Below are 19,098 nucleotides of genomic sequence, written 5' to 3' on the forward strand. Positions count from 1 at the left end.
GGCTGCGATCTTTTCAATTTGAAGGTGAACTTGAACCATGCACAAAACCGTCGCCATCGTCATTTTCCCAGGCGTCCAGTCACTGGACGTCACGGGCCCCATGGATGTGTTCTCCGAAGCCAATCGTTTCCTCGCGCCGGAAAATCACTATCGACTGGAGGTGATCGGTGTCGAGCATGGGGTGATGGCGTGCTCCAACGGTTTGTCGCTCAATGCCCATCGGCATTTCAGTGACGCGCTGGAGGCCTATGACCTGCTGTTGGTGGCGGGCGGGCCGCAGTTGCCGTTCCTGAATTTTGGCGCGGCGTTCGATGCCTGGCTGCGCGATGCCTGCGCGCGGGCGCAACGTTTTGGCTCGATCTGCAACGGTGCCTTCATGCTTGCCCGGGCCGGACTGCTCGATGGGCGAACAGTCACCACCCACTGGGGCGACGCGGCGGCGCTGGCGCAGTTGTGCCTGTCGACTCAGGTCGAGGCTGATCGTTTGTACGTGCAGGACGGCGAGCTTTACACCTCGGCCGGGGTCACTGCGGGGATCGATCTGTCGTTATATCTGCTGGCCCGGGATCACGGGCCGGACGTGGCACTCAGCGTGGCCAAGCGGCTGGTGGTGTTCACCCAGCGCTCTGGCGGGCAATCGCAGTTCAGCCCGTTCCTTACGCCTCACGCCGAACCCACGTCGGCGGTGGCACTGGTCCAGCTCTACGTGTTGGCCAACCTCAATGGCGACCTGACCCTCGCCGATCTGGCCAACGCGGCCAATATGAGCGCGCGCAACTTTTCCCGGGTGTTTGCCAAGGAGGCGAAAATCACTCCGGCGGAATTCGTCGAACAGGCAAGGGTGGACGCGGCGCGGGTGATGCTCGAAAGCACCCGTGCGCCGCTGAAAACCGTGGCGTACCAGTGCGGGTTTCGCGATGCCCAGCACATGCGCAGTGTGTTCAACCGCAGGCTGGGGGTGACGCCGCAGCAGTTCAGGTTGAATTTTGCGGCGATGGTTTGAAGGCCGCGGCGTCGGAGAAAGGGCAGCGCGGAATCTGGATATGTATTGGTCCAGATGGCCTCTTCGCGGGCAAGCCTCGCTCCTACGGTATGTCGTTCACAAATTGATGACTTGCCCATAACCGTAGGAGCGAGGCTTGCCCGCGAAGGCGTCAGCCCGGCCAGCAAAAAATCTACCGCGCCGGCAACAGCCTTAACGTGCTGCGGGTATTGGCCGTCACTTCTTCATCATTGAAATACGCCTGGTAGTAAACCCCTTCGATATACGCCTCGGCCTGGTCGGCATAGTGGCTGTCGAACGGCACGCCGCTCTGGCCGACCGGGTTGATGGTCAGGCTGTGGGCCGGGTCGGCGAAATCGATCAGCCGCCGCGTCGACGGGCCGTAGGTCACGGGCCACGGCGCCGGGCCGATTTTCGCCGAGAGGTTGTTCGGCACTTCGTGGCTGCCGGGTGCCGCGAACGGCCCGACGTTGAAGATCTGGTCCAGCGGCTTCTGCATCCCCAATGGATGGCCGTGGGTCAGGGTGTGCGCCTTGCCCCATTGCCATTGGGTGAAATCGGCGCCCAGGGTGGTCTTGAGGTGAGCGATGCTCGCTTTCCAGGCCACCTTGACCGTATCGGCGCGGGTTTCCTTGCCGGGGGTGTTGCGGTTGTCCCACCACGGTGAATCGGCGGAGGCCGCCAGACGTGGCAGCGCGGCATCGATCACCCGGGTCGGGAGCAATGTTTCGAAGAAGTCATTGCCCAGTTCATCGCGCATCGCTGCGTCGGCGAGGTTGAACAAGAACTGGTTGAACAGCGTGGCGCTGATGGAGTCCAGCGGGTAATCGCCGTTCCACTGCGCCAGTTGCTCCACCATTTTGAGCTCGGTGGGATCACTCACCACTTCACGCAGCACCGGCAGCAACGGCGCCAGCAAACGCGGACCGTAAGCGGTGGTGGTGCCCAGTTGCAGCTTCTGGTTGGCCTCGTTGTCCCATTTCACGTTTTTGTCGCTGAGTTGACGATTGAGCTGCTGACCACGATCGGCGAGGTTGTAGTAACCGGGAATTTCCATGCCGGTCGGCGATACCGGCTGGAAGTTGGCCGAGACGATGTAGCCCCGCGCCGGGTTCTCTTCCTGCGGGTTGGCGCTGAACGGGTAAAACCCTTCCTTGTCTGCCTGAGGGGTGCTGCCGTCGAGGATGAACCCGGGTTTCACCCCGGCCGGGCGCTTGGGCAGCAGCGCCGAGGCCCACCAGCCGATGTCACCCTTGGCGTTGGCATAGACGATGTTCAGCCCCGGAGCCTGAACCTTGGCCGACGCGGCGCGGGCCTTGGCCAGGGTGTCGGCGCGGTTGAGCTGATAGAAACCGTCGAGGATCGGATTCGGGGTCTCGAGGAAGGCCCACCACATGGCAACCGGTGTCTTGCCCGCAGCTGTGCCGAGCGCATCGTTGATGATCGGGCCGTGGGGCGACTGGCGCAGGGTCAGCGTGACCGGTGGCTGGCCTTTGACCGCGATCTGTTGTTCGGTGTTGACCATGTCGACCCACTGGCCGCGATACCAGACCTGGTTCGGGTTGTCCGGGTTGACCTTCTCGGCGATCAAGTCCAGATCATCGTTCTGGAACATCGTCAGGCTCCAGCCGAAGTCCAGGTTGTGGCCGAGAAACGCAAACGGCACCAGCGCCTGATGGTAGCCATAAAGTTCGAAGCCCGGCGCCGACAGGTGCGCTTCGTACCAAACCGACGGCACCGAGAAGCGAATGTGCGGGTCACCGGCCAGCAGTGGCTTGCCGCTTTTGCTGCGATTGCCGGAAATCACCCAGGCATTGCTGCCTTCGAACTGTGGCAAGCCATTGTCGGCCAGCGCTTGCTCACTCAAGCGGGCGAGGGCGTTCAGATCCTTCCAGTCGTTGGCGGTGAGGGCCGGTGCAGGATTTGCGCGCCCTTTGGCCAACACGCCCTGGGGCTGCCAGTCGAGATCGAAGATGTTCAGGTACTCGGCGCCCAGTTGGTCACGCACATACGTCAGCAAGGGTTCGGTGCGAAACGCCGCTGCAAAGCTGTAGGCCATGTAGCCGGCGATGCTGATGCTGTCTTCGGCGGTGAAAGGGCGCTTGGGGATCCCCAGCACATCGAACTCTACCGGCGCAGCGTGGCTGTCCTGATATTGATTGATGCCGTCCAGATAAGCTTGCAGGGCCTTCCACGCCGGCGACTGACGATCCAGCGCGGCCACGTAACGGTCAGCACGTTCGCGGATGCGCAGGCTGCGAAACAGTTTGTCGGTGTCGAGCAGTTTCGGGCCGAGGACTTCGGCCAGCTCCCCACGGGCCAGACGCCGCACGGCTTCCATCTGGAACAGTCGGTCCTGGGCCTGCACGTAGCCGAGGGCGCGATAGAGGTCGGTTTCGTTTTCGGCGCGGATATGCGGCACGCCGCGCTCGTCGTAGCGCACGGTCACCGAACCTTGCAGGTGCTGCAATTGCACCTGGCCCTGGCGCGTCGGTTGCTTGCTGTACACATACCAGCCGCCCCCGGCGACGAGCACGACGATCAGCAAGGCAAGTACGGTCAGGACGCGTTTCATGGTGACTCCTTGTTCGGTCGGGATTGCCGCCCGTGTGGGCTGCAAACGTGTAGCACAGACCTCCTGTGCCGGGCATCGCGGTCCTGGAAAAGTCAGGAATGCCTTACTTCACCTCGGCGGGCCACGGGCAGTAGCAACCCACCGCCAGCGTATGGGTGGCGTTCACCGCCCGGCCTTCGTTCAGCGCTTGCAGGATGGGCTCGATAAAACTGTTGCTCGAATTGCAGGTCAGGCCCTCGCTGTACGGACCGAAATACGCCAGCTTGCCACTGCGGTCCCAGATCGCCACCGCCGGGCTGGCGGGGATTTGTTCGGAGCCTGGCAGGACGGTGATGGTTTTAAGGCGGCTCAAGGTGCTGGGCAACTGACCATGGCTGCCGGGCTTTTGTACCGCATAGAACTCCACGCCCTGCGGTGCATAGCGCTCAACCAGTTCGGTCAAGTGTTGTTGGTTGCCGACATTGCACGGGCAGGCCGGGTCCCAGAAGTGCACCAGACGGATGGCGCCGGGGCCGGCCAGTTCGTCCGGCAGGCGCAAAGGGTCGCCGGAGAACACGGCGGTGTGCGAACTGAAGGCTCGCAAGTAACGCCCCTGAAACCAGTCATAGGCGGCCCACAGCACGCCGGCACACACAAGGGCGAGCAGGCAGGCAAGCAGTGTGGTGCGGTAGGCCGGACGCATGGGTTTCAATCCTCGAAGGTCGGCTAGCTTGCCATGCTTGCCGCGACAGATGAATATCGCAGGCCCATAAAGTCCGTTTAGCGCTTTGGAATAGCCCATGTCTGCCACTTTCGACCCCGATCATTTGCGTGCCAGCCTGCGGCCATTGGCCGAGTGGCAGCCGCTGTCGACGGAAGCCATGGCCTATCAGCACTTTTATGGGCTGGATTTTCCCCAGCGAACCTTGCGCAGTGGCCTGGGGCGTTTCGAGGTCGATGGCTATGAAGTGGTCAGCCAACTCTGGTGGCCCGAGCGGGCGAAGGCGACGCTGTTTTTGTTTCACGGTTTCTACGATCACACCGGGCTCTATGGGCATGTGATCGAGTGGGCGCTGGACCAGGGTTTTGCGGTGATCGCCTGTGACCTGCCGGGGCATGGTCTGTCCAGTGGCGAACGGGCGAGCATCAAGGACTTCGCCGAGTATCAGGATACTCTGCAAGGGCTGTTGGCCGAGGCGCAGTCGCTGGGCCTTCCGCAGCCCTGGCACTTGTGCGGGCAAAGCACCGGCGGGGCGATCGTGATCGACCATGTGCTCAATCAGGGTGCGAACAGTCCGGCTCAGGGGCAGGTGATTCTGCTGTCGCCACTGGTACGGCCGCGAGCCTGGGGTTGGTCCAAGCTCAGTTATTACCTGCTCAAGCCGTTCGTCAAAGGTATTGCCCGGCGCTTCAGCGAAAACTCCAACGACCCTGGCTTCCTGGCGTTCCTGCAAACCGATCCGCTGCAACCGCTGCGTCTGCCGACGGCCTGGGTCGGTGCGCTGGGGCGGTGGATCAAGCGTATCGAAGCGGCACCGAGCAGCCCACGACGGCCACTGATTGTGCAGGGGCAGGCGGACATGACGGTGGATTGGAAGCACAACCTTGATGTATTGCGAGGCAAGTTCGATCGGCCTCAGGTGCTGATGCTGCCTGAGGCGCGGCATCATTTGGCGAATGAGTCAGCGGGATTGCGAAAGGAGTATTTCGGGTTTTTGAGCAAGCGGATCAAGGGGCGGAATCTTTAGCGGTCATTGCGACCCTATCGCGAGCAGGCTCGCTCCCACATTAGACCGTGTCTGCCTGGGCAACCCGGTCAACTGTGGGAGCGAGCCTGCTCGCGATAGCGATCTACCAGTCGCTGCAGATTATTGGGCCAGGCTCGACGTGCTTTGCCCCACCGCCAACCCCGCCCGAATCGCCGCCAATGCCGCCTGATAATAAGCCTTGCCTTCCGTGGACTCGGCAAAGGTCGCGAACTCTTCCAGCTCTTCATCCGACAGGTCGCGATAGACATACAGCAGCGTGTTGTTCAGGTCGGCGCCGATCTGCTCCATCAGGCGCTGGCGCTGACCGTTCAACATGCCTTGAGCCTGACCACCGCCGAGCAGGCCGGGGATCATCGAACTCAGGCTGTCGGCTGCCACACCCGCAATTGCCAGGCTGACTTCAGCGCCGGCCTCGCGGGCGGGCAGGGCCTGGGACAGGTGCCCGATGATCAACTGACGAGTATCGCTGGCCTGTATTTTCGGCAAGCCCTTGGCGTTTTTCGCCAATTGATCGCGACGGGTTGCCAGCAGTTCGGCGGCGATGATTTTTTTGCCCAGGGGCGATTGAAAGAAGGTCAGTGCAGGGTTCGGATCGGCGAGGTTCTTGCGCAGTTGCGCCTCGGCACGCTGGTCCATGGCATTGGGAGCGAAACGTTGATTGCTGTTGTTGACCAGGGCCTGAAACACCGCTGGCGGCAGGCTGCTTTGGTAACGCTGCTGAGCGGCTGAAAGAGCATCGTTGAAATGCGCGCGTTGTTCTGGCCAACCGGCGACCTTGTACAACCGGTCGTGGCCGTCTGCCCAGGCGGGCAAAACGCAGAACATCAGCAGTGAAAAAAGCAAGCGACGCATAGGGACTCCTGTCAGCAGGCGACTATTCTCCGTGCGGCATTCGTACTTGTCGAGAATTCGTATCAGGTTGAGTGCCTTATCCGACCAATCCTCCGCTACGCGGCTCTGTCGGATTTGCGGGCACAGGAATAATATGCGCGCCATGCACATACCCTCTGATCACCCGCTGCTGTTACGTATCGTCGACGACCTGGCTGAGCGCGGGTGGTCGCAGCAGAATATTTTCCTGCCTCAGGATCTGACCCGGGCCCTCGCGGCCGAATGCCGTAAACGTGCCGCCGAGGGTGAGCTCGCCCCGGCCGCCGTGGGGCGCGGACCGTTTTCGGAAATCCGCGAAGGTATTCGCGGCGACCATATCCAGTGGCTCGAGCCCGGTCAGGCCGAGGCTTGCGACCGCTATCTGGGGTTGATGGACCGCCTGCGTGAGGCCTTGAATCGCGGTTTGTTTCTGGGCCTGGAAGATTTCGAAAGCCATTTTGCCCTGTACCCGCCCGGCGCTTTTTACCTCAAGCATGTCGACCGTTTTCGCGACGACGACCGGCGCATGGTCTCGGCGGTGATCTACCTCAATGACGGCTGGCTGCCCGCGCACGGCGGTCAGTTGCGCATGTACCTGGACAAAGGCGTCGAACGCGATGTGGTGCCCACCGGCGGATGCCTGGTGGTGTTCCTGTCGGGCGAAGTCCCCCACGAAGTGCTGCCCGCGACCCGAGATCGCCTGTCGTTGACGGGCTGGTTCCGACGTCGTGGCAACGAGCCGTTCTGATCATGCACAAGATTCTGGTAAGCCGCTGTTTGCTGGGGCACCGCGTCCGTTACGACGGCGGGGCCAGTGGGCCGTTTGACTTGTTGGACCAATGGGTTGCCGAAGGCCGGGTGGTGCCGTTGTGCCCGGAAGTCGCCGGCGGGTTGCCGACGCCAAGGGCGGCGGCGGAAATCCCGGGCGGGCAGGGCGGTGAAGTGCTTGATGGCCTTGCATCGGTCATCACCACCGAGGGCGAGGACGTCAGTGCCGAGTTTCTTTCGGGGGCTTATCAGGCGCTGGAGCTGGTGCGACAGCACGGCATTCGGGTTGCCGTGCTCAAGGCCAACAGCCCGTCTTGCGGGAATCTGTTGACCTACGACGGGACATTCAGTGGCGTGAAGGTCAGCGGTGAGGGGGTCACCGCGGCATTGCTCAAGCGCAATGGCGTCCAGGTTTTCAGCGAGTTGGAGTTGGCTGAAGCGGCGATAACTCTGGCAACCCTGAACTAGCGCCTTGCGCAAAACCCATGTGGGAGCGAGCCTGCTCGCGATAGCGGTCTTACATTTAGCATCAATGTTGACTGTTATGACCCCATCGCGAGCAGGCTCGCTCCCACAGGTTTCTCCGCGATTTCAGGGTTTCGGCGCCACACCCGTATCCGCCCCGAACCATTTCTGCTCCAGCGTCTCCAGCCGGCCATCGGCCTTGATCCGCTGCAAGGCGTTTTCCAGGCTGGCATGAAACGCCGGGTTACCCTTCTGAAACGGAATCGCCAGGCTCACAGGGGCGGCTTTCGGCTTTTGCTCCGTCAGCGACTGCACCAACAGGATTGAACGCGGCTGCTCTTCTTTTTGCGCGATCAATTGCGCATCGGTGTGAATGTAAGGTTCGCTGAAGTCGAAACGATCCTTCAGCTCCGGGGTCTGTGCTATGTGATTGATGGCAACGTCGTACTTGCCGCTTTCAACGCCGCTCAACAGATCGCCGGAATCGGTCACGACGAAGTCGGCCCGTACATCCAGTTCATTGGCCAGCAGTTGACCCAGCTCGACCTCGAATCCGGTCAGTTTGTCGTCATCCTTGAAATTGAAGGGCGGTGTATTAGCCTCAAGGGCAATGCGCAATTCGCCGCGGTCGTTTACATCGTCCATCAGTTCGGCATGAGCCAAAGGGCTCAAAAGGGGTAGCAGGCAGATCAGGCCAGGCAAAAAACGCATGGTCACTCCTTTGATTTTATTTATCGCGACGCGCTGTTCAGGCTCGCTTTGCTATGGTTATCGAGTGCCTTCGACAACGAATGGCCGTGAAGTTGTCTCGGCCAAGCGAATTTTACGGAAAAACTGGAGAAGAGAATGAAAACCTTTATGTCACGAGCAGCATTGGCTGGCCTGCTGATGGGGGCTTCGATGCTGGCAACGGCTGCCACACCCGCTCCGAAAGGCGCTGAAGTATTTATCGTATCTCCCGAGAACGGAGCCACGGTCGCGCAAACCTTTACCGTGAAATTCGGCGTCAAGGAAATCGCGCTGGCGCCAGCGGGCGATGTCACCAAAAACACTGGCCATCACCATTTGCTGATCGATGTGGACAAACTACCGGCCGCGGGTGCTCCGATTCCAGCGGATGCCAACCATATGCACTTCGGCAAAGCGCAGACCCAGGCCGAAATCAAACTGGCGCCGGGCAAGCACACCTTGCAGCTCGAACTGGGCGACAGCGGTCACATGCCGTTCGATCCGCCAATCGTTTCGAAAAAAATCACCGTGAATGTGAAGTAACTTTTCCACAGCCATGAAAAAGCGGCCGTGAAAAAGCAGCCATGAAAAAGGGAGCTCCGAGGAGCTCCCTTTTTTGTCGCTCAAAACGCGATCAGAACAACACGCGGCAACGAATAGTGCCGTTGATGTGCTGCAGCTTCTCTTGCGCCAGGTCCGAGTACTCGGCATCGACGTCGATCACGACGTAGCCGACTTTCTCGTTGGTCTGCAGGAACTGACCGGAAATGTTGATGCCGTTTTCGGCGAAGACCTTGTTGATCTCGCTCATCACACCCGGAATGTTCTCGTGGATGTGCAGCAGGCGGTGCTTGCCAGGGTGAGCCGGCAGGGCCACTTCCGGGAAGTTCACGGACGATACCGAAGTACCGTTGTCGCTGTACTTGACCAGTTTTTCCGCCACTTCCAGACCAATGTTGGCCTGAGCTTCAGCAGTAGAACCACCGATGTGCGGGGTCAGGATCACGTTGTCGAGGCCACGCAGCGGGCTTTCGAACTCTTCTTCGTTGGAGCGCGGCTCCACCGGGAACACGTCGATGGCCGCGCCGATCAGGTGCTTGTCCTTGATCGCGTCCGCCAGGGCGTCCAGTTCGACCACGGTGCCGCGAGCAGCGTTGATCAGAATGCCGCCCTTCTTGATGGCGCGGATTTCCTTCTCGCCGATCATCCACTGGGTGGCTGCGGTTTCCGGAACGTGCAGGGTGACGATGTCGGACATGCCCAGCAGCTCGGTCAGGCTGGCAACTTGCGTTGCGTTGCCTAATGGCAGCTTGGTCACGGTGTCGTAGAAGTACACCTGCATCCCCAAGCCTTCAGCCAGAACCGACAGTTGGGTACCGATCGAGCCGTAACCGACGATACCCAGCTTCTTGCCACGGATTTCGAAGGAGTTGGCCGCGCTCTTGATCCAGCCGCCACGGTGGCAGGAAGCGTTCTTCTCAGGGATGCCGCGCAGCAGCAGAATCGCCTCGGCCAGTACCAGCTCGGCTACGGAGCGAGTGTTGGAGTACGGCGCGTTGAATACCGCGATGCCGCGTTCGCGAGCCGCGTTGAGGTCGACCTGGTTGGTGCCGATGCAGAAACAGCCGACAGCCACCAGTTTCTTCGCGTGATCGAAGATCTCTTCGGTCAGTTGAGTGCGGGAGCGAATGCCGATGAAGTGAGCATCAGCGATCTTTTCCTTCAGCTGGGCTTCCGGCAGAGAACCTGTGAGGTACTCGATGCTGGTGTAGCCCGCCGCCTTGAGGACGTCGACAGCCGATTGGTGGACGCCTTCGAGAAGAAGGAACTTGATCTTGCTCTTATCGAGAGAAGTCTTGCTCATCTGCGTAAACCTGTGTCCCGGAGAAAAAATGGCAGGGAATCGGACAGCGTGAGCTGACCCGGACGGCAAGAAAGCCGTCACCGCAGAACAGCCTTTGGGCACTACCCTGCGGGGTCGGTATGCTAGCATATGCACCCCGCTAAACACTCATTCCTGCGACGTGAAGCGTCTTCAGGATGACCATGAATTGTTCGAGAGTTCTGTCGATGACCAATCCTGCCCTGATTGATGAGCTGAAGACCCTGGTTGAGCCTGGCAAGGTGCTGACCGACGCCGACTCCCTGAATGCTTACGGTAAGGATTGGACCAAGCATTTCGCCCCGGCCCCGACGGCCATTGTATTCCCCAAGACCACTGAGCAGGTTCAGGCGATTGTCCGTTGGGCCAATGAGCACAAGGTTGCCCTGGTGCCGTCCGGCGGTCGTACCGGGCTTTCCGCTGCGGCGGTAGCGGCCAATGGCGAAGTGGTCGTGTCCTTCGACTACATGAACCAGATCCTCGATGTGAACCTGACCGACCGCACGGCCGTTTGTCAGCCAGGCGTGGTTACCGAGCAATTGCAGAACAAGGCCGAAGAGCACGGGCTTTACTACCCGGTGGACTTCGCTTCGGCAGGTTCCAGCCAGATTGGCGGCAATATCGGCACCAATGCCGGCGGGATCAAGGTGATTCGTTACGGCATGACCCGCAACTGGGTGGCCGGCATGAAAGTCGTCACCGGCAAGGGCGATCTGCTGGAACTGAACAAAGACCTGATCAAGAACGCCACCGGCTACGATTTGCGTCAGCTGTTCATCGGCGCCGAAGGCACGCTGGGCTTTGTGGTCGAAGCCACCATGCGCCTGGACCGGGCGCCGAAAAACCTCACCGCGATGGTCCTGGGTACCGCCGATTTCGACTCGATCATGCCGGTGTTGCACGCGTTCCAGAGCAAGCTTGACCTGACTGCTTTCGAATTCTTCTCCGATAAAGCCCTGGCCAAAGTCATGGCGCGCGGTGATGTGCCGGCACCGTTCGAATCCGACTGCCCGTTCTATGCGCTGCTGGAATTCGAAGCGACCACTGAAGAAGTGGCTAACCACGCCCTGGAAACTTTCGAGCATTGCGTCGAGCAGGGCTGGGTACTGGACGGCGTGATGAGCCAGAGCGAAACCCAGTTGCAGAACCTGTGGAAATTGCGCGAGTACATCTCCGAAACCATTTCCCACTGGACGCCGTATAAAAACGACATTTCGGTCACTGTGTCGAAAGTCCCAGGGTTTCTGAAAGAAATCGATGCGATCGTCGGCGAACATTACCCGGATTTCGAAATCGTCTGGTTCGGTCACATTGGTGACGGAAACCTGCACTTGAACATCCTCAAGCCGGACAACCTGAGCAAGGACGAGTTCTTCGCCAAGTGCGCCACCGTCAACAAGTGGGTGTTCGAAACCGTCGAGAAGTACAACGGTTCGATTTCCGCTGAACACGGTGTGGGCATGACCAAGCGTGATTACTTGACCTATAGCCGCTCGCCGGTTGAGATCGAGTACATGAAAGCCGTCAAAGCGGTATTCGACCCGAACGGCATCATGAACCCGGGCAAGATTTTCGCTGCTTGAATCAACGAAACAGGAGTCGGTAATGAGCTATCAGCACCAGTATGTCGACGGTACGCGTATTCACTTCCCGTTGGGGAAAGTGGTGTGTATCGGCCGTAACTACGCCGAACACGCCAAGGAACTGGACAACCCGGTGCCTACTGAGCCACTGCTGTTCATCAAGCCGGGCAGTTGCGTGGTGCCGCTGGAAGGCGGTTTCAGCATTCCGACCGAACGTGGCTCGGTGCATTACGAAGCGGAAATTGCCGTGTTGATCGGCAAGCCGTTGTCGACCAAGCCGAGCCGTGAAGAAGTGCTGGATGCCATCTCCGGCATCGCCCCGGCCCTGGACCTGACCCTGCGTGACAAACAGGCGGAGCTGAAAGCCAAGGGCCTGCCTTGGGAAATCGCCAAGTCTTTCGACGGTGCGGCAGTGCTTGCGCCGTTCGTGGCGGGCAGCACGTTTGCCGACCTGACCGATATTGGCATCCGCCTGACCATCAATGGCGAAGTCCGCCAGGATGGCAACAGCAAGGACATGCTCAATCCGATTGTGCCGATGATCCAGCACATGGCTGGCTGCTTCTCGCTGCAGGCCGGTGATGTGATCCTCACGGGGACACCGGTGGGCGTTGGCCCGCTGAATGTCGGTGACGAACTGGTGCTCGAATTGCCGGGCGTCAGCCGTTTCACCAGCAGCGTGCGCTAGCCGGAAACACCGCTGAACCCTGTGGGAGCGAGCCTGCTCGCGATAGCGGTCTGTCATTCGACATCATTGTTGAATGTGCTGGCCTCATCGCGAGCAGGCTCGCTCCCACATTGGTTTTTTGTGAAGGCCGACAAAGGGCAATCCCGCCATTTTCCGTTTTTTTCACATCTTGTCTGGATAATTCCGGGGCATCTGGCATCTGAGCCAATCCCAATGTGCTATTACCCATAGCCTGAATTTCTGGAACGCATCCCCGCATGACCACCCAACCGCTGCCCAAGCTGAAAACTGCCCGCCGCTCGCGCTTTGTCATGCGGTGGTATTCCTGGCTTTTGCTGGTGGCGGCCGCTACGTATGGCCTCTTGCATGCAATGCACTGGGATGATCGCGGCGTGCTTTGGGTGATGGAGCGCTTCGAAAGCCCGGCCGAGCGCCAGAAGAGTGTCTGGCTGCCGGATTACCGGGCGGTGATCGACGCCAAGCTGCTCCCGGGCATGGAGAAGGACGAAGCATCGGACGTGTCTTACGACCCGCAGACCAAAACCCTGTTTTCAGTGATGGGCAAGAACCCGTTCCTGGTCGAGTTGACCTTGCAGGGCGACGTATTGCGCAAAATGCCGCTGGTGGGCTGGAGCAACCCGGAAGGGGTGACCGTGATGGGCAACGGTTTGCTGGCGATTACCGATGAGCGCGAACACCTGCTCTCCATCGTCAAGGTCGATGCCGATACTCGCGAGCTGAATATCGCCAATTTCCCGAAATACGACCTCGGCCCGTCGAAGAACCAGAATAAAGGCTTCGAGGGAGTCGTATGGGATGCACGCAATCAGCAAATATTGCTGGGTGAAGAGCGTCCGCCAGCGCTGTTCAGCTGGAAAAGCGACGGCAGCCAGACCCTCAAGGGCGACAAGCAAAAGCTGTCCAGCGACGAGCTGGATATCCGCAACCTGTCGGCCTTGGCCGTCGACCCACGCACTGGTCATACCCTGGTGTTGTCCGCCGACTCTCACCTGTTGCTGGAATTGGACGAGAAAGGCGAGCAGGTCAGTTTCATGACCTTGCTCGGTGGTTTCAATGGTCTGAAGAAAACCATTCCCCGTGCCGAAGGCGTGACGATGGACGAAGCTGGCACGCTGTACATGGTGAGTGAGCCGAACCTGTTCTACCGGTTCGAAAAACAACGCTGACCCCGCAGGAGCTGCCGCAGGCTGCGATCTTTTGATCTTGATCTGCACCGCCAGAAGATCAAAAGATCGCAGCCTGCGGCAGCTCCTACACTGATCACCTCCGCCAGTTGTGGTGTCAGGGCAGTGGCCATTAAGCTTGAATTCACACGGGCGTGGTATTTCATCCGCCCGTCCTGTTTCCGAGCTGCCTGAATGCGCCGACTTGCCCGCCCCCAACCCTTGATGCTGATCCTGCCGGTCATGGCGCTGATCGTGCTGGTTGCGGTCGGCCAGCACCTGCGTCTGTTCGAGCGCACCTGGTTCAATGTGCAGGCGCTCTGGCAGCCGATGAATGCCCGGTCCATTGGCCTGGATCAGTATCAGGTCGCGATCGAGGCGCAAGTCATTGACGGTCTGGACGCTGATGTTTCGGCGTTGACCTTCGATCCGGTGCGCAAGAGCCTGTTCACCGTCACCAACAAAAACGCCGAGCTGATCGAATTGTCCCTTGAGGGCAAAGTCCTGCGGCGCGTGGCGCTGGTCGGGTTCGGCGACCCGGAAGCGGTGGAGTTCATCAGCGCCGACACTTACGTCGTCACTGACGAACACCAGCAACGGCTGATCAAGATTCATCTGGAGAAGGACGCGACGTTTCTCGACGCGGCGGATGCCGAACAGATGACCCTCGGCGTGCACACGAACGGCAACAAGGGTTTCGAAGGGTTGGCCTATGACTCGGTGGGCAAGCGCTTGTTCGTCGCCAAGGAGCGCGACCCGATGCTGATCTACGAAGTGCAGGGCTTCCCCCATTACAACCCGGAGAAATCCTACGCGGTGCATGTGGTGAACAACCCCAGGCGCGATGCCGGGTTGTTCGTGCGAGACCTGTCGAGCCTGCAATACGACGAACGCAGCGGCCATTTGCTGGCGTTGTCTGATGAGTCGCGACTGATTCTGGAACTGGATGTCGACGGACGACCGCTGAGCACCCTGTCACTGAGCAAGGGGCGTCAGGGATTGCAGAGGGCTGTGCCGCAAGCGGAAGGTATCGCGATGGACGACGACGGCACGATGTACCTCGTCAGCGAGCCGAACCTGTTCTACGTCTTCAAAAAACCACCGCAACCCTGACAAACACCCCACAACCAATGTGGGAGCGAGCCTGCTCGCGATAGCGGCCTGTCATTCAGCATTGATGTTGAATGAGATGGCCTTATCGCGAGCAGGCTCGCTCCCACAGGTTTTGCTTTGTGTCTGTCTTACTGGGCGCGCAGGGTTTTCACACCTTCACTCGTTCCCAGCAGCAGCAAGTCGGCCGGGCGGGCTGCGAACAAGCCGTTGGTGACCACGCCGACGATGGCGTTGATCTGTGTTTCCAGCTCCACCGGGTTGGTGATCTGCATGTTGAACACGTCGAGGATGATGTTGCCGTTGTCGGTCAGCACGCCTTCACGGTAAACCGGATCGCCGCCAAGCTTCACCAGTTCGCGGGCTACATGGCTGCGGGCCATCGGGATCACTTCCACCGGCAGTGGGAACGCACCGAGGACCGGCACCAGTTTGCTGGCATCGGCGATGCAGATGAAGGTCTTGGCCACGGCCGCCACGATCTTCTCGCGGGTCAGGGCCGCGCCGCCGCCCTTGATCAGGTGCAGGTGCTCGTCGCTTTCGTCGGCGCCGTCGACGTAGAACTCCAGGTCGCTGACAGTATTGAGCTCATACACCGGAATGCCATGGCCCTTGAGGCGGGCGGCGGTGGCTTCGGAGCTGGCCACCGCGCCATCGAACGCGCCTTTGTGCTTGGCCAGGGCGTCGATGAAGCAGTTGGCGGTGGAGCCGGTGCCGACGCCGACGATGCTCTTGTCGTCGAGTTTCGGGAGGATGAAGTCGACGGCAGCCTGGGCTACGGCCTGTTTGAGTTGATCCTGGGTCATGCGGGCTCCGGGGTGCCGAAAGGGGGACGAAAGGCCGGCATTATAGGCCTCGCGATGGGGAAGGTCATTGCCCGATTGGCGGGTCAAATGCGTACGCCCGACAACGGATAACTGTCGGAGCGAGGCTTGCCCGCGAACGGAGCGACACGTAACAAATGATGCACCGCGTGATCGTTCTTCGCGGGCAAGCCTCGCTCCTACAGATGTCATGTTCCCCAGGTGAGGCTAAAACCTCTTGATTCGTGTGGTCGCCCGCCCAAAAGCCGGGTTAGACTCCTTGATCCTGCCCAACCCGCTCAGTGATGCTTTCCGATGCTTGAACAGTACGTCAAAAAGATCCTCACCTCGCGCGTTTATGACGTTGCCGTAGAAACCCCATTGCAGACTGCCCGCCAGCTCTCCGAGCGGCTGGGCAACGAGATCTGGCTCAAGCGTGAAGACTTGCAGCCGGTGTTCTCGTTCAAGATTCGCGGCGCGTACAACAAGCTCACGCAGCTGAGCCTTGAAGAACGCGCGCGCGGCGTGGTCACCGCTTCGGCGGGCAACCATGCGCAAGGCCTGGCCCTGGCGGCCAAGGTACTGGGCGTGAAAGCGACCATCGTGATGCCCAAGACCACTCCAGAGATCAAGGTCGAAGGCGTGCGTTCGCGCGGCGGCAAAGTGGTGCTGCACGGGGATTCGTTCCCGGAAGCCCTGGCCTACTCGCTGAAACTGGTTGATGAGAAAGGCTACGTCTACATTCACCCCTACGACGATCCCCACACCATTGCCGGGCAGGGCACAGTGGCCATGGAGATCCTGCGTCAGCACCCGGGGCGTCTGGATGCGATCTTCGTTCCAGTGGGCGGTGGCGGGCTGATCGCGGGGATCGCGGCGTATGTGAAATACCTGCGCCCGGACATCAAAATCATCGGCGTCGAACCGGACGACTCCAACTGCCTGCAAGCCGCCATGGCGGCTGGCGAGCGCGTGGTGCTGCCGAGCGTGGGCCTCTTTGCCGATGGCGTCGCGGTAGCGCAGATCGGTCAGCACACCTTCGATATCTGCAAAGACTACGTTGATGAAGTGCTGACCGTCAGCACCGACGAAATCTGTGCCGCGATCAAGGATATTTACGACGATACCCGCTCGATCACCGAACCTGCCGGCGCCTTGGGTGTGGCCGGGATCAAGAAATACGTCGAGCAACACGGCATCACCGGTCACACTTTCGTGGCCATCGATTCCGGTGCCAACGTCAACTTCGACCGTCTGCGTCACGTCGCCGAGCGCGCCGAACTGGGCGAGGGCCGCGAAGCCATCATCGCCGTGACCATCCCCGAGAAGCCGGGCAGCTTCAAGGCCTTCTGCGAAGCCATCGGCAAGCGCCAGATCACCGAATTCAACTACCGCTACAACACCGGCAGCGAAGCGCATATCTTTGTCGGCGTGCAGACGCATCCGGAAAGCGACCCGCGCAGTGTGTTGCTCGCCAGCCTGGCCGAGCAAGGTTTCCCGGTACTCGACCTGACCGACAATGAACTGGCCAAGCTGCACATTCGCCACATGGTTGGCGGGCATGCCGCTCATGTTGTCGATGAGGTGGTGTTTCGCTTCGAGTTTCCGGAGCGTCCGGGGGCGCTGTTCAACTTCCTCAACAAGCTCGGCGGGCGCTGGAACATTTCGATGTTCCATTACCGCAACCACGGCGCGGCCGATGGCCGCGTGGTCGCGGGCCTGCAAGTACCGCACGACGAGCGTCATCTGGTCCCGGCGGCACTGGAAGAAATCGGTTACCCGTACTGGGACGAAAGCGACAACCCGGCCTATCAGTTGTTTCTCGGCTGAGTGGCTACGCTGTTGGGCAAGTCATAAGGAATTCGAACAATGGAAACGTTAACTGCCCTTAAAATCGCTCACATGGTGGCGACGGCGGTGCTGTTGATCAGCGCACTGGGGCTGGCGATCTGGGTCTGGCGCACACGCCGTAACGGTGATGCGACGGCTCACACTCGAACCTTGCAACGACCGCTGGTGTTCATCTGGCTGTTGATGGGCCTGGCGCTGCTGAGCATGCCGTTCACCGGCTGGTGGATGGTGCATCTGGTGGGCTGGCCATTGGGGCAGCTCTGGCTGCTGGCTTCCAGCGTGCTATACGCCGTGGCGGCGCTGAGCTGGTGCTGGCTGGTGGTGCGGCTGCGCAAGGCGCCCGGGGCGGGAAACGGGAAGTTTACGTTTGCGTTGGCTCTCCTCGGCTTTGTCTGCTTTATCGCCATTGCGGGGTTGATGGGGGCCAAGCCGGTTTAAGCATCAGACCGAGTTGACCCAATCGCGGGCAGGCTCGCTCCCACAAGGATCGGTGCATGGCCACACGTTTGTGATCGACGCAAATCCCTTGTGGGAGCGAGCCTGCTCGCGATGGCGATTTCAATCGCGCAGCGTAATCACCGGCCAGCCACGCTTCTCGGCCTCAGCGCGCAGATTCACGTCCGGGTCGACAGCGATCGGGTTTGCCACCCGTTCCAGCAGCGCCAGGTCATTCATCGAATCGCTGTAGAAATAGCTGTCTTCCAGGTTATGGCCGGTCTCTTCCAGCCAACGAAGCAGCCGGGTCACCTTGCCTTCACGGAAGCATGGGACGTCGGTGCTGCGCCCGCTGTAACGGCCGTCGATCATTTCGCATTCAGTGGCGATCAGGGTTTCAACGCCTAAACGTGCGGCAATCGGCCCGGTCACAAAGCGGTTGGTGGCGGTGATGATCACCAGCTTGTCGCCGGCCTCGCGGTGTTGGGCCAACAGATCGAGGCCCTTGGGCAGCACGATCGGTTCGATGCAGTCGCGCATGTAGTCCATGTGCCATTGATCCAGCGTGTCCATCTCGGTGCGACCGAGGACTTCCAGGCAGAAGTTCAGGTACGCGTCGTTATCCAGCTTGCCAGCCAGGTAGTCCTGATAGAACTCGTCGTTGCGTGCCTTGTAGGCGACGGCGTCGAGGAAACCGCGTTCGCACAGATAATCGCCCCAGGCGTGGTCACTGTCACCGCCCAGAAGCGTGTTGTCCAAGTCGAATAAAGCCAGGCGCATTGCAGTTACTCGCTGAAAAGTCTGTAGAAAGGTGTCCAGAATACGGACTTTTCACAAGAGTGCACATAAGGTAGGTCGGCTCGTTGCTGCTTTCACAACCTTTGTGGAACAATGCGACGACATGCGTTTGCGAGGTTGTTGCCGTGATCGACCCCGATGGTTTCCGCCCCAATGTCGGGATCATTCTGACGAATGATGCCGGCCAGGTGCTCTGGGCTCGCCGTATCAATCAAGATGCCTGGCAGTTTCCACAGGGAGGGATCAATCCCCAGGAGACGCCGGAAGACGCCTTGTACCGCGAGTTGAACGAAGAAGTGGGCCTGGAGCGCGAAGATGTTGAAATTCTCGCCTGCACCCGGGGCTGGTTGCGCTATCGTTTGCCGCAACGTCTGGTCAGGACACACAGCCAACCGCTGTGCATCGGCCAGAAGCAGAAATGGTTTCTCCTGCGCCTGATCTCCAACGAGCAGCGGGTGCGGATGGATTTGACCGGTAAACCGGAATTCGATGGCTGGCGCTGGGTCAGTTATTGGTATCCGTTGGGCCAGGTGGTGACATTCAAGCGCGAGGTGTATCGACGCGCTCTCAAAGAGCTTGCCCCGCGCCTTTTAGCGCGCGACTGAC

Annotated in this window: 19 protein-coding genes; 12 read left to right on the top strand and 7 right to left on the bottom strand. The window is 60.1% G+C overall.

Annotated elements, in window-relative coordinates; genetic code table 11:
• Window positions 1-37 precede the first annotated feature (37 nt).
• Window positions 38-1,003, top strand: coding sequence for a GlxA family transcriptional regulator (locus tag KGB14_RS18615; RefSeq protein ID WP_223488205.1), 966 nt, complete (start codon window positions 38-40; stop codon window positions 1,001-1,003).
• A 172-nt stretch (window positions 1,004-1,175) separates the two neighbouring features.
• On the opposite strand, the gene KGB14_RS18620 is transcribed toward KGB14_RS18615, so the two are convergent.
• Both KGB14_RS18620 and KGB14_RS18625 read right to left on the bottom strand, forming a co-directional pair.
• A complete protein-coding gene (locus KGB14_RS18620) occupies window positions 1,176-3,578 on the bottom strand; it encodes a penicillin acylase family protein (RefSeq protein ID WP_223488206.1) in 2,403 nt (800 codons plus the stop codon).
• Window positions 3,579-3,681: 103 nt separating this feature from the next.
• On the bottom strand, window positions 3,682-4,260 hold the full coding sequence (locus KGB14_RS18625; protein WP_223488207.1) for a DUF6436 domain-containing protein: 579 nt from the start codon (window positions 4,258-4,260) through the stop codon (window positions 3,682-3,684).
• A 97-nt stretch (window positions 4,261-4,357) separates the two neighbouring features.
• Here KGB14_RS18625 and KGB14_RS18630 point away from each other — a divergent pair, with 97 nt between their 5' ends.
• Entirely contained in the window at window positions 4,358-5,305 is a 948-nt protein-coding gene (locus KGB14_RS18630) for an alpha/beta hydrolase (RefSeq protein WP_223488208.1), read from the top strand.
• A 120-nt stretch (window positions 5,306-5,425) separates the two neighbouring features.
• Here the strand turns inward: KGB14_RS18630 and KGB14_RS18635 are convergent, their stop codons facing one another.
• Entirely contained in the window at window positions 5,426-6,178 is a 753-nt protein-coding gene (locus tag KGB14_RS18635; protein WP_223488209.1) for a DUF2059 domain-containing protein, read from the bottom strand.
• A gap of 133 nt (window positions 6,179-6,311) precedes the next feature.
• On the opposite strand from KGB14_RS18635, the gene KGB14_RS18640 reads away from it, so the two are divergent.
• Together KGB14_RS18640 and KGB14_RS18645 are read left to right on the top strand one after the other, a co-directional pair.
• The gene (locus tag KGB14_RS18640; protein WP_223488210.1) at window positions 6,312-6,944 is read left to right on the top strand and encodes a 2OG-Fe(II) oxygenase; all 633 of its coding nucleotides are present in this window, start codon (window positions 6,312-6,314) and stop codon (window positions 6,942-6,944) included.
• Between the two features lie 2 nt (window positions 6,945-6,946).
• Window positions 6,947-7,432, top strand: coding sequence for a DUF523 domain-containing protein (locus tag KGB14_RS18645; protein ID WP_223488211.1), 486 nt, complete (start codon window positions 6,947-6,949; stop codon window positions 7,430-7,432).
• Window positions 7,433-7,555: 123 nt separating this feature from the next.
• On the opposite strand, the gene KGB14_RS18650 is transcribed toward KGB14_RS18645, so the two are convergent.
• Complete coding sequence (locus KGB14_RS18650; RefSeq protein ID WP_223488212.1) at window positions 7,556-8,140, bottom strand: transporter substrate-binding domain-containing protein; 585 nt, start codon at window positions 8,138-8,140, stop codon at window positions 7,556-7,558.
• A gap of 135 nt (window positions 8,141-8,275) precedes the next feature.
• On the opposite strand from KGB14_RS18650, the gene KGB14_RS18655 reads away from it, so the two are divergent.
• A complete protein-coding gene (locus KGB14_RS18655) occupies window positions 8,276-8,701 on the top strand; it encodes a DUF4399 domain-containing protein (protein ID WP_223488213.1) in 426 nt (141 codons plus the stop codon).
• A 91-nt stretch (window positions 8,702-8,792) separates the two neighbouring features.
• Here the strand turns inward: KGB14_RS18655 and serA are convergent, their stop codons facing one another.
• Complete coding sequence (gene serA / locus KGB14_RS18660) at window positions 8,793-10,022, bottom strand: phosphoglycerate dehydrogenase (RefSeq protein ID WP_223488214.1); 1,230 nt, start codon at window positions 10,020-10,022, stop codon at window positions 8,793-8,795.
• Between the two features lie 206 nt (window positions 10,023-10,228).
• Here serA and KGB14_RS18665 point away from each other — a divergent pair, with 206 nt between their 5' ends.
• The 4 genes from KGB14_RS18665 to KGB14_RS18680 all read left to right on the top strand — a co-directional run bounded on the left by KGB14_RS18665 (window position 10,229) and on the right by KGB14_RS18680 (window position 14,608).
• Complete coding sequence (locus tag KGB14_RS18665; protein WP_223488215.1) at window positions 10,229-11,623, top strand: FAD-binding oxidoreductase; 1,395 nt, start codon at window positions 10,229-10,231, stop codon at window positions 11,621-11,623.
• A 22-nt stretch (window positions 11,624-11,645) separates the two neighbouring features.
• Entirely contained in the window at window positions 11,646-12,311 is a 666-nt protein-coding gene (locus KGB14_RS18670; RefSeq protein WP_223488216.1) for a fumarylacetoacetate hydrolase family protein, read from the top strand.
• A 257-nt stretch (window positions 12,312-12,568) separates the two neighbouring features.
• Complete coding sequence (locus KGB14_RS18675; protein WP_223488217.1) at window positions 12,569-13,498, top strand: SdiA-regulated domain-containing protein; 930 nt, start codon at window positions 12,569-12,571, stop codon at window positions 13,496-13,498.
• A gap of 192 nt (window positions 13,499-13,690) precedes the next feature.
• Window positions 13,691-14,608 carry an SdiA-regulated domain-containing protein gene (locus KGB14_RS18680; RefSeq protein WP_223488218.1) on the top strand — a complete coding sequence of 306 codons (918 nt, stop codon included), beginning with the start codon at window positions 13,691-13,693 and terminating at the stop codon, window positions 14,606-14,608.
• Window positions 14,609-14,736: 128 nt separating this feature from the next.
• Here KGB14_RS18680 and rpiA read toward each other — a convergent pair whose 3' ends face one another.
• A complete protein-coding gene (gene rpiA, locus KGB14_RS18685) occupies window positions 14,737-15,411 on the bottom strand; it encodes a ribose-5-phosphate isomerase RpiA (protein ID WP_223488219.1) in 675 nt (224 codons plus the stop codon).
• Between the two features lie 312 nt (window positions 15,412-15,723).
• Between rpiA and ilvA the strand changes: the two genes are divergently transcribed.
• On the top strand, window positions 15,724-17,238 hold the full coding sequence (gene ilvA / locus KGB14_RS18690) for a threonine ammonia-lyase, biosynthetic (protein WP_223488220.1): 1,515 nt from the start codon (window positions 15,724-15,726) through the stop codon (window positions 17,236-17,238).
• Window positions 17,239-17,277: 39 nt separating this feature from the next.
• Complete coding sequence (locus tag KGB14_RS18695) at window positions 17,278-17,697, top strand: DUF2269 domain-containing protein (RefSeq protein ID WP_223488221.1); 420 nt, start codon at window positions 17,278-17,280, stop codon at window positions 17,695-17,697.
• A gap of 120 nt (window positions 17,698-17,817) precedes the next feature.
• On the opposite strand, the gene KGB14_RS18700 is transcribed toward KGB14_RS18695, so the two are convergent.
• Entirely contained in the window at window positions 17,818-18,474 is a 657-nt protein-coding gene (locus KGB14_RS18700; protein WP_223488222.1) for an HAD family hydrolase, read from the bottom strand.
• Window positions 18,475-18,617: 143 nt separating this feature from the next.
• Here KGB14_RS18700 and KGB14_RS18705 point away from each other — a divergent pair, with 143 nt between their 5' ends.
• Window positions 18,618-19,097 (top strand): RNA pyrophosphohydrolase, encoded by a 480-nt coding sequence (locus KGB14_RS18705; protein WP_007897732.1) that lies wholly within the window; start codon window positions 18,618-18,620, stop codon window positions 19,095-19,097.
• Window position 19,098: the final 1 nt, after the last annotated feature.

Origin of the sequence: Pseudomonas sp. A-RE-19 (assembly GCF_019956555.1) — a bacterium.
Classification (GTDB): domain Bacteria; phylum Pseudomonadota; class Gammaproteobacteria; order Pseudomonadales; family Pseudomonadaceae; genus Aquipseudomonas.